The sequence below is a fragment of the Celerinatantimonas yamalensis genome (assembly GCF_046054155.1).
Classification (GTDB): Bacteria; Pseudomonadota; Gammaproteobacteria; order Enterobacterales; family Celerinatantimonadaceae; genus Celerinatantimonas; species Celerinatantimonas yamalensis.
The window spans coordinates 19,460-32,797 of record NZ_JBEQCT010000005.1 but is presented as its reverse complement, the minus strand read 5'-3'; the positions used below and the strand labels follow the sequence as shown (position 1 = coordinate 32,797).

The following is a 13,338-nucleotide window of genomic DNA, read 5'->3' as shown; positions in this document are numbered from 1 at the left end:
GTTAGATTAAACGATTTGGAGCGGTACCCATGGTCTGCAAACACATTCACCGCCCCATGCAACACAGCAACACATTGAAAAGGTATATACTGGCGAGCATGGACTAACACGTCATCAGATATCATCCTATCAACCGGCTAAGTCGACAACGGTTAGATAAGTCAGACGGGAATCAAATATGAACCATTTAGATAATAATTGTATTGCCATATTCGGGGCATCAGGCGACCTTACTCGCCGCAAGCTAATCCCAGCCCTATACCACCTTTATGCGACTAAGCAACTCTCCGCTTCGTTTTCCATTTTGGGGATTAGTCGGACTGAGTATAGCGATACGACTTATCGCACGAAAATCAAAGAATCGCTTATCGTCAGTGAAAAATTAGAAGATTCTGAGCAGCTCAACGAGTTTTGTTCTCACATTCACTATCAACCACTCGATACTGCCGATAAAGCCAACTACGCCGCGCTTAAAGAACGACTAGCGGCTTTGAGTGAACAATATCTCACCGCTGGTAATATCATCTATTATTTGTCGACCCCACCGAGTTTATATGGCGTCATTCCTGAGTGCTTAGCCGAACATGGGCTTAATCAAAATGATGATGGCTGGAAGCGTCTGATTGTGGAAAAACCTTTCGGTTATGATAAAGCCTCTGCAGTCGCTCTCGATGAACAGTTGCATCGCTTCTTTGCCGAAGAGCAGATCTATCGGATTGACCACTATCTGGGAAAAGAAACTGTACAAAATTTACTGGTATTTCGCTTCTCAAATGGTCTTTTTGAGCCACTGTGGAATCGAAATTACATTGATCACGTTGAGATTACCTCAGCAGAATCAATCGGTGTTGAAGGTCGTGGTGGTTATTATGATGGCGCTGGCGCGATGCGCGATATGTTCCAAAACCATCTATTGCAAGTTTTGGCGATGGTCGCCATGGAGCCCCCTGCGCTGATCAATTCAAATGCCATTCGAAACGAAACAGTCAAGGTCTTCCAAAGCTTGCATCCATTGGATGAAAAAGCCTTGGAACATGATTTAGTCTTGGGGCAATATACCGCGTCGAAAGTGCGTGGCGAGCCGTTATTAGGCTATCGTGAAGAAACGGGTGTTGAGGCGGAATCAAGCACTGAAACTTATGTTGCCCTGAAGCTCAGCATTGATAACTGGCGCTGGAATGGTGTTCCTTTTTACGTTCGAACAGGTAAACGATTACCGACTCGAGTAACCGAAGTCGTCATCCATTTTAAGAAAACGCCTCATCCTGTCTTTGGCCAAAATACCCCAGATAATAAACTCGTTATCCGCATCCAACCTGATGAAGGGATCTTAATGAAGTTTGGTCTGAAAAAACCAGGGGCAGGCTTTGAATCTCAGGAAGTTTCAATGGACTTTCGCTACGATAGTTTAGATGGTGACGAAGTGCTCACGGCCTATGAACGCTTACTACTGGATTCAATCAAAGGCGACCCAACACTCTTTGCCCGCAGTGATGCGGTTCTCGCCTGTTGGGATTTTGTTCAACCTATTTTAGATGTCGCACAGAGCAACCCAACGCGTTACGGGTATGCTTGTGGTACATGGGGGCCGAAAGAGGCTGATGAACTACTCAGCCGTGATGGCCGAGAATGGCGATTCCCATGTAAAAATTTAACCGATACCGACTATTGTGAGCTATAACCATGATCAATTATAAAGTGTTTGAAACGGCCGAGGCCGTCGTCACTGAACTGTCTGAACAGTTAGTGACTTATAGTCAACGTGATAAACCCATGCATATTTCGCTCTCTGGTGGGAGCACCCCTAAGTTGTGGTTTAAACTCTTAGCGAAAGATTATGCGACCAAAGTAAACTGGAATAATCTGCATTTTTGGTGGGGTGATGAACGCTGCGTCGAGCCAACTGATCCAGAAAGCAACTATGGCGAAGCCAAAGCGTTATTGTTCGATCACATCGACATCGATGCACAAAATATTCATCGCATTCTAGGCGAAAATGACCCAGATGATGAAACGCAGCGACTCGCTGAAGAAATCTGTGCCAAGGTTCCAAGTGTTAATGGTATCCCTTCTTTTGACTGGATTTTATTAGGCATGGGCGGCGATGGCCACACCGCATCATTGTTCCCTTATAAAACCGATTTTAACGAACCTAACCTAACCTTAGTGGCCGAACACCCAGAAAGTGGCCAACTACGGATCTCAAAAAGTGCACGTTTACTCAGCAATGCCAGCCGGATTACCTACTTGGTCTTAGGCGAGAGCAAAGCGCAGCGCCTATACGAAATTGCCACTCATGATGCGGCAGACTTGCCTTATCCTGCGGCGAAAATTAAAGCACTAAAAACAACTGAATGGTATCTTGATGCCAGTGCAGCAAAAGATTTATAAGTGAGGAGCTCAAATGAAAAAAGGTGATATCGGCGTCATCGGTCTGGCTGTCATGGGCCAGAACCTGATTCTTAATATGAACGATCATGGCTTTAAAGTGGTTGCCTATAACCGTACCACATCGAAAGTTGATGATTTTCTCAATGATGCTGCCAAAGGCACAGATGTGATTGGGGCTTATTCACTCGAAGATTTAGTGGAAAAACTAGAAAAACCTCGTAAAGTGATGCTGATGGTTCGTGCCGGTGATGTGGTCGATAAATTCATCGACAACTTAGTTCCGCTGCTTGAAGAAGGCGATATCATCATCGACGGTGGGAATTCTAACTATCCTGATACCAACCGCCGTACCAAAGCGTTGTCAGAAAAAGGGCTGCGTTATATTGGAACAGGTGTATCCGGTGGTGAAGAAGGGGCGCGTTTTGGGCCATCCATCATGCCAGGTGGTAACCCTGAAGCATGGCCTTTTGTAAAACCTATTTTCCAGGGTATTTCAGCCAAAACTGATCAAAATGAACCGTGTTGTGATTGGGTAGGTAAAGATGGTGCGGGTCACTTTGTAAAAATGGTCCACAACGGCATCGAATATGGTGACATGCAGCTGATTAGCGAAGCATATCACTTTATGAAGGAAGGCTTAGGTCTGTCATATGAACAGATGCAAACGGCCTTCAAAGCATGGAACAAAACCGAGCTTGATAGCTACTTGGTGGAAATTACTGCTGACATCTTAGGGTATAAAGATGAAGATGGTGAGCCATTAGTTGAGCATATTCTCGATGCGGCAGGCCAAAAAGGCACTGGCAAATGGACGGGGATTAATGCTCTGGACTTAGGGATCCCATTAACATTGATCTCTGAATCAGTGTTCGCTCGTTGCCTGTCATCACTTAAAGAGCAGCGCGTTGAAGCCGCGAAGTTGTTTAATAAACAGATTGGCAAAGTTGAAGGCGATGTTGCAGAGTGGATCGATGCGCTGCGTCAAGCACTACTAGCTTCTAAAATTATCTCTTACGCACAAGGCTTTATGCTGATTCGTCAAGCATCTGAAGACAACGAATGGGCGCTTAACTACGGCAGTGTCGCGTTGATGTGGCGTGGTGGTTGTATCATCCGTAGTGCCTTCTTAGGTAATATTCGTGATGCCTATGAAACGGACCCTGATATACAATTCTTAGGCTCTGATCAGTACTTTAAAGAAATTTTAGAAAACTGCATGGGTGCATGGCGTAAAGTTGTGGCTAAATCCATTGAGATTGGTCTGCCGATGCCGTGTATGACCTCTGCACTGACCTTTCTAGATGGTTACACCACGGATCGCCTGCCCGCCAATATGATACAGGCGCAGCGTGATTACTTTGGTGCACACACCTATGAGCGTCTCGATACTGCGCGCGGTGAGTTTTTCCATACCAATTGGACAGGCAAAGGTGGCAGTACCGCATCAACCACTTATGATGTGTAAATTCTCCCATTGAAGGCCGAAAGCTGACTAAAACTAACTGTCAGCTACCAATAAAAAGCCACCAAGTGACTCCGGTGGCTTTTTTGATCATCAAGCATTTGATTGGCTCTTTTGCCTATTTTTGCATATGAGCAAACTGTCCTATTGCTTGGACCACCGATTGCGCATGTCCGTTAATCTGCGCCATCATTTCTCCAGTTTTTTTCGTCAGTTCGACGCTCTGTTGGACCTGAGGTAGCAAGCTATCCATTTGCGTCACCGCGACTTTACTTTGGTTTTGGATATCATTGGCCATGGTATTGATTTGCGCAGTAGATTCAGCAGTGCGTTCAGCGAGAGTGCGCACTTCATCGGCTACCACGGCAAACCCGCGCCCGGCAGAACCCGCTCGCGCCGCTTCAATAGCTGCATTAAGAGCTAACAGGTTCGTTTGCTCAGCAATCCCTCGAATCGCTTGTACAATTTTAGATATCTGCCCAGAACGCTCACCCAGCGCTTTAACTTCTTCACTGGCCATCTCAATATTCTTTGCCATGGTTTGAATCCGTTTCACACTCTCATCGATATGTTCAACACCTTCATTGCACCAATCGCGAGTTTGTTCAGAGACATTATGGGCAAAACTGGCGCTCTCTCGTTCCTCTTGCTGACGAGCGACTTCTTCAGTGATATCGGTGGCAAATTTAATCACGCCAGAGACCCGTCCATCCTCATCAATAATCGGGTTATAACTCGCCTGTAGCCAACGGATAGAGCCATCTCTAGCCACTCGTTTAATTCTGTCAGCAAAAAACTCACCCTCTGCGAGTTTATCCCACAGCTGTCGATATTGCTTGCTCTGTGTAAAGGTTGTCTCACAGAGTTGTTTATGTTCCATATTAAGCATTTCTTGACGGCTATAGCCCATCACTCTCAAAAAGTTATCATTCACATTGGTCACTTTTCCATTGAGCGTGAATTCAATCGTTGCCATCACTCGATCAAAAGCCTTTACAATTGCTTTTTGGCGATAAAATTCAGTGACCTGCTCTGTAATATCCGAAGCTAATTTGACAATACCGATCACCTGACCTTGCTCATTTTTGATCGCCGAATAAACGGCTTCTAACCAAACAATGTCACCTTGTGCCTTGACCCGCGCCACACGTCCCGAAAAGCTTTCACCGCGGCTAAGTCGTTGCCATAATTGCTGATAATCAGGTGAGGCAACATACTTTGCTTCACATAACTGTTGGTGAGATTTGCCAATCAGCTCCTCTGCTTTATATCCCATCAGACGTAAAAAGTTATCATTGGCAAATTCTATGGTTCCATCGATAGAAAAATAGATCACGGCCATGGCTTGGCTAATTGCACCACTTTCAGCTTGCAAGCGTTCGAGCTGCTGTCCCAGCAACTGATTTTGCCGCTTGTGTGACGTTCTTGACCTGAATACATTCATTGTTATCATCTTTGTGATCATCCATAGTTGCAACCGTACGCTGAAAAATAGCCACAGCATCAAAATAGCTATTATAAAGCAAGTTATCAGCCAACTTTTGTTATTGATCTTAATAATAAAAAAATATTTTATTATTTAATTAGTTAACAATACGTACAAAAAATAACCCTATTAATAGTTGGGAATTGGTATCCGCATTTTTTGCAAGGTGCATTGCAATATGCACTTTACATTCTCGTGAGTGGAAGCTTTAAAATGCCTGTTAGTTTAGTTAATTGAATATAATTGCTCATAAAAATTCATGGAAACTTTTTGAAAAGAGCGTTCTAAACAGCAACATAGATTAAGGCGGTATTTGATTAGCCATTTGTTTGAAAGCAAACCGCAATCATATAAGAGCTTCGCCTATAGCAACATACTGATTCAGCTGTAATAGCGAAGAGTAATGGCAATCATACTGGCGTATAACTACGCCTTTGTGCGCACGAAAAACAGATAAAGGAGCATTTTAGGTATGGCCAATTTTTGGGTTAAACGTACTATTCGCCTACAACAGCCTCTCACCCCCAGCCAAACAGCGAAACTGGCTCACTATGAAGGTCTTGCTGATTATCAAGATCAAGCACTTTTGCTGACCTTGCATTATGATGCTCGCAAGCTCAATTTTGAAGGAATAGTGCACGAGATACAGCTTACGTTAGCCCAAAGTCGCTGGAATCGCTGCAAAGCGCGTTATTATCAGTTTACTGACAGTAATTTAGCCGACGCTGCTGGAGCAAGCCCTCCTTGCTGTAACAAACCCCCTCGCCGATAATCGCTATGCTTGGAGTCAAGCACTCTCTGTTGGACATCTATTCCTTGGCTGAGCTTTTCAGTGCCCTATTGATGCAATAACATCATTGCAAAAACAATTTTCTCCCACAAAACGCCTCTTTTGGTACACTCTAGCCTATTACTCTGGTTGATCTCACCTTCATCACAGATCACCGTACCTGAATTGCTCAAAAAACACACTTAACTGTTGGTGACAGAGCTTATTTCATCCTAAAGGAGTCATTATGGCTGAGCCAGTCACTAGTAAATCACTGCTCTGGTTAGTCGCTATCGCTTTTTTCATGCAAACACTCGATGGCACTATCGTTAGTACTGCGCTACCCACCATGGCTAAAGCACTTAACCACAGCCCGCTACAAATGCAATCGGTTGTGGAAGCTTATCTATTGACGGTCGCTATATTGATCCCTGCATCAGGGTGGTTGGCCGATCGCTTTGGCACGCGTCGCATTTTTATGCTGGCCATATTTATGTTCGCCTTGGGGTCACTTTGCTGTGCTGAATCCTCATCCCTTGAGCAGTTGGTCATCTCCCGTATTCTGCAGGGCATCGGTGGATCATTAATGCTGCCTGTGGGGCGACTAGCCATTTTACGCAGCATTCCACGCCGGCAATTTTTAGCAGCCATGAGTTTTGTCGTCATGCCGGGATTACTCGGCCCGGTTATCGGCCCTGCACTTGGGGGGTTATTAGTCGAGATCGCCAGCTGGCACTGGGTTTTTTTGATCAACTTACCGGTTGCATTAATAGGCTTAGCCGTCTCCTATAAGGTCATGCCTGATCTACGCTACTCGAGAGGTCAACGATTTGATTACCTCGGATTTACCCTGTTAGCCGGAGCAATGGCCGCATTAACAATAGGCCTTGATAAACTCTCTCACTATCAGGCCGGGAACTACCAAGCAAGCTACTATCTGATTGGAGGTATTTTACTAATCGTCAGCTATGGTGCGCTGGCTAGCTATCAAAAATCTCCGCTATTTCCTCCGCAGTTATTCAGTGTGCGAACTTTCCATATTGGTTTTTGGGCCAATTTGTTCTACCGTATGGGCAGTGGTGCAATGCCTTTGTTAATCCCATTGTACTTACAATTGGGGCAAAGCTTGACACCATTTCACTCAGGACTGGCGATGATCCCGATTGCATTGTCCGCGATGATTGCTAAAAAATATGTGGTGCAATTGATTCAACGTTTTGGTTATCGCAATACTTTGCGTAGCGTCAGCATCATGCAAGCCATCTGCTTTAGTTCTTTTACGCTCACCAACCATTCACTGCTGGGCATATTAATACAGTTATCCGTTTTAGGGGCTTTAAATTCCATTACTTTTAGCGGCATTGGCACCATTGCATTACGTGATCTCAACGATGAACAAGCCAGCCCTGGCAATACGTTATTATCAGTAATCCAGCAACTCGGATTTAGTTTAGGAATTGCCAGTGGCGCTACATTATTAGCACTCTTCTATCAAATTACACCTGCTGGTAACAGCATTTTATGGAGTTTTAATTGGAGTTTTATTGTCCTTGCAGCAATCGTACTGATTCCAAGTTTCTTATATCTACTGCTACCCAATGATGCCCCTTTACACCAGCGACGCTAAGCGCCCAAAAATTCACGCATTAATAGCGATAATGTCGACGAGCTACTGACCTTAAGCGCAGCTGATGAGCCGATTTGCTCATCAGCACTCGGCTGCTGGTCACAAGCCATTCAAAAGTAAGGCTGTAAAATTAACGTGCAGGGCTCAAAAAACGTCGCCATTCCTTTTTGGATAAAAGGAATGACAACTGCTTATGATAGCGTACAGACCGTCAAAGGGACCACGATCACCGTTGAGAAAATCGACTCTCGTTAGGGGTGCGGTGCACCACTTTGTAAATAAGCACCGAGCAGTGTGATGGTATGTTCAAGCCCCAAATAATGGGTGCGCTCCATACCATGAGAGGCATGTACGCCAGGGCCAATTAAGGCGGCGCGGATATCGCGTCCACCGCGCAGCGCTGCACTGGCATCTGAGCTATAAAATGGGTAAACATCCACAGCAAAGTCGAGGTGATAACGGGTCGCAAGCTCAATGAGATGCGAGACCATTTGATAGTCATACGGGCCTGAGGAATCTTTGGCACAAATACTCACCTGACGCTCATTACAGGTAAGGTCTTCACCAATACAGCCCATATCCACGGCAATAAATTCACTGATCTCTGCAGGCAAACACGCTGCCCCATGTCCCACCTCTTCATAGGTTGAAAACAAAAAAGTGACGTTATATTGCGGCACAATTTGTTGCTCTGCGAATAATTTCAGCAGGCCAAAAACACTAGCGACATTAATTTTATCATCGATAAAACGCGATTTAATAAAACCGCTATCAGTTAACACGGTTTTTGGATCCAAACAGATATAGTCGCCCACTTGGATCCCTAAACGGGTTACATCGTCGCGGTTTTGCACCACTTCATCAAGACGGACATACATCTGTTCAGGCTCACGAGTACGGCTTTTAGCATCTTTAAATACATGGGCTGCTGGAGATAGACTTAAAAAAGTACCGCTGTAATGACGCCCATCACGCGTTCGAATCGTGCAGTATTCACCATCAGCAGTGGGCCAAATCAACCCACCAATCGCAGCAAAGTGAATGCGACCTTCTGCATCAATACTTCGCACCATGGCCCCTAAGGTATCCACATGAACGCCAACACCGATGGTTCGGCTTTTATCTTGCCCTTGGATAGTAAAGCGTCCATTGCCTTTATGATCGCGGCTAAAAACGCCTTTATAAACTTGGCACTCTTGCTCAATTCGAGCCATCACTTGATGGCAGTAGCCACTGGGTGAGTCAATCGTTAAAATCTCTTGGGCTAAACGCGTCACATAGGTGCGGTCAATCTTATCGCGCATCACATATCACTCCTTGGTGCTAATATTGACAAAATAGTCGCGGCTTAAACAGACCCTTGGCGCAACAAACGGTTAAACCATGATCCTGCTCTACCCATAAGGGAAAGTCCACTATGCCGATAGTGCGGCCAACGGATGAATACTGCGCGAACCATCCGAACCGACAAATACTTCACAATGCACGCCATAACTGCGGGCGATTTGCTCAGCGCTTAACACCTGACGAGTTTGACCAAAAGCTTCAACCTCTCCGGCCGCTAAAATCATGGTGTAATCTGCAAAACGATGCGCTAAATTGAGATCATGCAACACCATCAAGGTCGTAATATTTTGTTCTTGGGTATAGCGACGGACGGTCTGCAACAAATGCAGTTGGTTGGCTAAATCCAAGGCAGAGGTTGGCTCATCAAGCAGCAGCAAGCGAGGTTTACGAATCAAGGCTAAGGCTAAAGCGACCATCTGTTGTTGACCGCCAGACATTTCATTGGGCATTCGATGACTTAAATGGGTCAGCGACAACATCTCCAACATTTGCTGCGCTGCAACTAAACTCTCGGGGCTCGCCCGGAACTGCATATTTTGCGTGTTTTGTGCCAGTAGTAGCAGTTCAAAAACGGTTAACCGAACCGAATTAGATGAAAATTCTTGGGCAATATAACCAATTTGCTGACTGCGGGCCTTCTGGGGCATTTTATTTAAACAGTGCCCGTCGATAGTCACACAGCCACGCGCTTTAAGTAACCCTGCCAACCCTTTCACCAAGGTTGATTTGCCAGCACCATTACGCCCAAGCAAAGCTAATGATTGACCCGCCATCACCGTGAAACTGACCGGTTTTAAGATCTCAACAGAGCCGATTTTAACCGCAAGTTTGTCGACTTTCAGCATTAACGTCTCCCCATACTTCGACCAAAAACCAACCAAATAAAAAATGGCACACCTAACAAGGAAGTCACGATACCAATCGGCAAAATAATCCCAGGGATCAACATCTTACTTATAATTGAAGCCACCGTCATAATCAGAGCCCCTGTCACCATCGTCATCAACTGGGTAAATCGCTGATCTTCGCCAACGAGCATGCGCGCAACATGAGGTGCAACTAAGCCAATGAAACCCACCACACCGATCGTTGCGGTAATCGCACTAGCCATCAATGCCGCGAAAACCAGCAACAACATCCGCAACTTAGCCACTGAAATTCCCAGCACCTGTGCTTGCTCACCAAAACCGCGTAGCGCTGAAATTTGCCACGACAAAAACAGCAAAATTGGCGTGATAATACCGATAATAGCGGCGTTAATCCCCACCTGTGTCCAGTTACTTTTTTGCAGCGAGCCCATCATCCAAAACACCAGCGACTGCAACTGATCTACATTGGCAACATATTGCGCCAAACCAAGCAGTGCCGAGAAAATAAAATGTACGGCAATCCCCAGCATGACGATCATCTCAACTGACAGTCCCTTACGGGCAGCAAAGATGCCGATAAAAAGCACAGTAACCAAGGCAAAAATAAACGCATTTGCGGTTAATAAATAATCAACCGGTAAAAAACTCACCAATGAGGTTTGAAACACAATAACCAACGCGGCGCCAAAGCCTGCCGCAGAGGAAATCCCTAAGGTAAATGGTTCAGCCAATGGATTATCCAACACGGTTTGCATTAACGAGCCAGAAAGTGCTAGGCCAATGCCCGCTAATACCGCAGTCACCGTCACCGGCATGCGCAGATCCCAGATCACCACCCGAACTAGCGGCGACGCTTGAGCGGGATGAAGTAACCCTTGTATCGATGAATTCAACGCCAATGTGCCCGATCCACATAGTAAATCCGTCACCACAGCGATCAAAGTCAATACACTAAAGCTGACAAGTAACAGTAACTTTCGACGAACATCACGTTTATAAACACGTTCACTGGGCATAACATCCAGCGCTTGAGAAATATCAGTCATTCAGGAAAACTATTCCTTGGCGTGAGCAAACAGCGTTAAATTCTTGTCACTCTTAATGTCCGTAAAGCGATGTAGAATAGTCTGATACGTTTGCGTTGGGTGAAGGTTTTTAAATTGTTGAGGATAGAAATCCTTGGCTAATCCTTCAATTGCAACAATATTATATGCGTGATTATAAAACTGATGATATGCCCCATAGATACGATGATCTTGATAAGCTTTCATTTCGCTAAACCCAGGGCGAGCTAATAGATGTTCAAATGCAGTTTGTACCTGTTTTTTACTTACGCCATAACCCAAGGGCAGTGCAATTGACTTGCTGCGACCTTGCCACTGCGACCCAGTCATAACATAAATGTCTGGTTTCAAAGCTAATACTTTTTCCATGGAAACAACGCCAGAAGAGCTTTTTAAAACCTGCCCACCTAAGTTATTCCCACCAGCGGCTTTAACCAGATCGGCCCAGCCAAAATCTTTGTGAGTAAAACAGCAGTCATTCGGGCCTTTCACCCCCGCATGTGCCTCAATAAATACAGTGGGACGTTTGCCACCATTTTTAGCCACAGCTTCTTTTACACCCGCTTCCACGTGATTCAAACGTTGCTCATAAAAATGCGCATATTCGTTGGCATTTTTTTCTTGATTCAAGACCGTACCGAGCAAACGAACACTCGCTGGCGCATTTTTAATTGGCTGCTCCGCGGTATCAACAAATAAAACAGGGATATTAAGTTTAGCTAACGTTTTTATCACACCAGATTGCTCCATGGCGCTCTTAGCTCGAAGCTCTGCAACTAATAGATCGGGGCGATGCGTTAAAACTTCTTCTAAATTGAGCTGGCCACTATCGCCAAAGTTCATATCCAGAATCTTAGCCGCACTCGGCCATTGTTGCTTCAATAGCCCCCATAACCCTGCATCACTCTTTTTTAAAATATTATTCCATGCAACAACACGCTTAAATGGATTTTTCCTATCAAGCACAGCCAACATCAAGGCATCACGACCATCCTGTAGTACGATCCGCTGCGGCTGGGATTTGATCGTAACATGACGCCCTGCCATATCAGTTACACTCAGCGGATAAGTGCTGGCAAAACTCGTCCATGAGAGAATACAGCCACTGAGTAATATGAGTAGCTTAGTGAGATTACGCATGAAAACAACTCCTGCTTGATAACGAGATAGTCATCTGATAGAACCGACCATTCAAAGAGGAGGCAATAATACAAATAAAAACCATTATCATTCAACACTTTTCGCAAAAAATAATTCCTGATTATTACTCCCGTAGCATTTTTATTTTCTCTTTCATCACCAATCGTCACAAATTCAGCACAATAAATCGTCGTATTACGCACCTTAAAGCCCGATGATAAAACTATTTTGTTACGACGATCGCGCAACGATTAGCTATGTTATTCTACAATCTAAAGTTTGCCGTCTGTGATAAGAGATGTCGTTGATGAAATTATCTCGAGCAAAAGTGAATCAATGGATATGGGCGATGGTAGGATTACTGTTCGCTGTAGCAGCGTGTGGCTATATTTATATATTTCATATCAGAAATTATGGTGTGAGTGCTAAAGATGGCTGGTATTTTGAAACACAAGGCTATCAACAGGCATTATCATTATCGAAACAGCAAAACCGTCCTATTCTGTTTTACTTTCGCGCCGGATCCTGTCAGATCTGTAAAAATTTCGAAAAAAACATTCTCAACAATGACGACTTCATTACATTTACCAAGCCTTACTTGAAGGTTCGTTATACAGTTGATTTAAATCGTCAACAAAGAAATTTTGCTCGCCACTATCAAATTCATATGCTGCCAGCTTTAATCGTACAATACCAACGTAACCAAGCTGTTTCGACGCATTTAGTCTTACCGATGCAGCAAGTATGGGTGGCGAAAGATAGCATTCAAAAAGGCAATCATATGCCATTATCATTAACCACCATGAAGCTATCACTGCAACGCGTCACCGAGATTGCTCATCGACACGCGATGGCAAACAAACATCCATGACAATATGATAACTTGAAAATCGTAAGTCTTGATCATGGTCGTAAGATTGCAGCGTTGCCGTAAGAAAGATATATCGTCTATTTAGGTTCTATATCCATCTGGCTTTAAAGAACAAATTCATAATATTTGAGGTTGTAATTTAAAGCGGTAGAAAAAAGCGTTGAAGAAGAATTTGAGATCTGATTGCATTCAATTCTGAGCGTGTGACGGTGTCTACTGCAAGTTAATAGCACATGCACAATGAATAGGCTTGTTTGGGATGCGCCTTAAAAGTGATATTGGAGCGCTGGTTATGTCACTCGTTGGACAGCG

Annotated in this window: 11 protein-coding genes; 6 read left to right on the top strand and 5 right to left on the bottom strand. The window is 44.6% G+C overall.

Features of this window, described 5'->3' with window-relative positions; genetic code table 11:
- The first annotated feature begins 178 nt into the window (after positions 1-178).
- The 3 genes from zwf to gnd are packed head-to-tail and all read left to right on the top strand — an operon-like array spanning position 179 to position 3,856.
- Positions 179-1,681 carry a glucose-6-phosphate dehydrogenase gene (gene zwf, locus ABUE30_RS11350; protein ID WP_408623895.1) on the top strand — a complete coding sequence of 501 codons (1,503 nt, stop codon included), beginning with the start codon at positions 179-181 and terminating at the stop codon, positions 1,679-1,681.
- A 2-nt stretch (positions 1,682-1,683) separates the two neighbouring features.
- Entirely contained in the window at positions 1,684-2,391 is a 708-nt protein-coding gene (gene pgl, locus ABUE30_RS11345) for a 6-phosphogluconolactonase (protein WP_408623894.1), read from the top strand.
- A gap of 13 nt (positions 2,392-2,404) precedes the next feature.
- A complete protein-coding gene (gene gnd / locus ABUE30_RS11340; RefSeq protein WP_408623893.1) occupies positions 2,405-3,856 on the top strand; it encodes a decarboxylating NADP(+)-dependent phosphogluconate dehydrogenase in 1,452 nt (483 codons plus the stop codon).
- Between the two features lie 115 nt (positions 3,857-3,971).
- On the opposite strand, the gene ABUE30_RS11335 is transcribed toward gnd, so the two are convergent.
- Positions 3,972-5,297, bottom strand: coding sequence for a methyl-accepting chemotaxis protein (locus tag ABUE30_RS11335; RefSeq protein WP_408623892.1), 1,326 nt, complete (start codon positions 5,295-5,297; stop codon positions 3,972-3,974).
- 514 nt (positions 5,298-5,811) lie between these two features.
- Here ABUE30_RS11335 and ABUE30_RS11330 point away from each other — a divergent pair.
- Positions 5,812-6,111, top strand: coding sequence for a hypothetical protein (locus ABUE30_RS11330; protein ID WP_408623891.1), 300 nt, complete (start codon positions 5,812-5,814; stop codon positions 6,109-6,111).
- Between the two features lie 244 nt (positions 6,112-6,355).
- Positions 6,356-7,735: a multidrug transporter subunit MdtD gene (gene mdtD / locus ABUE30_RS11325; protein ID WP_408623890.1), complete on the top strand. Its 1,380-nt coding sequence runs from the start codon at positions 6,356-6,358 to the stop codon at positions 7,733-7,735.
- A gap of 251 nt (positions 7,736-7,986) precedes the next feature.
- Here the strand turns inward: mdtD and ABUE30_RS11320 are convergent, their stop codons facing one another.
- The 4 genes from ABUE30_RS11320 to ABUE30_RS11305 form a co-directional block, all read right to left on the bottom strand.
- Positions 7,987-9,039 carry a M42 family metallopeptidase gene (locus tag ABUE30_RS11320; protein WP_408623889.1) on the bottom strand — a complete coding sequence of 351 codons (1,053 nt, stop codon included), beginning with the start codon at positions 9,037-9,039 and terminating at the stop codon, positions 7,987-7,989.
- 111 nt (positions 9,040-9,150) lie between these two features.
- Entirely contained in the window at positions 9,151-9,927 is a 777-nt protein-coding gene (locus tag ABUE30_RS11315) for an ABC transporter ATP-binding protein (RefSeq protein ID WP_408623888.1), read from the bottom strand.
- Positions 9,927-10,997: a FecCD family ABC transporter permease gene (locus tag ABUE30_RS11310; RefSeq protein WP_408623887.1), complete on the bottom strand. Its 1,071-nt coding sequence runs from the start codon at positions 10,995-10,997 to the stop codon at positions 9,927-9,929. Before ABUE30_RS11310 ends, ABUE30_RS11315 begins: the two co-directional genes overlap by 1 nt.
- Before the next feature lie 9 nt (positions 10,998-11,006).
- The gene (locus ABUE30_RS11305; protein WP_408623886.1) at positions 11,007-12,155 is read right to left on the bottom strand and encodes an ABC transporter substrate-binding protein; all 1,149 of its coding nucleotides are present in this window, start codon (positions 12,153-12,155) and stop codon (positions 11,007-11,009) included.
- A 307-nt stretch (positions 12,156-12,462) separates the two neighbouring features.
- Between ABUE30_RS11305 and ABUE30_RS11300 the strand changes: the two genes are divergently transcribed.
- Positions 12,463-13,026, top strand: coding sequence for a thioredoxin family protein (locus ABUE30_RS11300; RefSeq protein WP_408623885.1), 564 nt, complete (start codon positions 12,463-12,465; stop codon positions 13,024-13,026).
- Positions 13,027-13,338 lie beyond the last annotated feature (312 nt).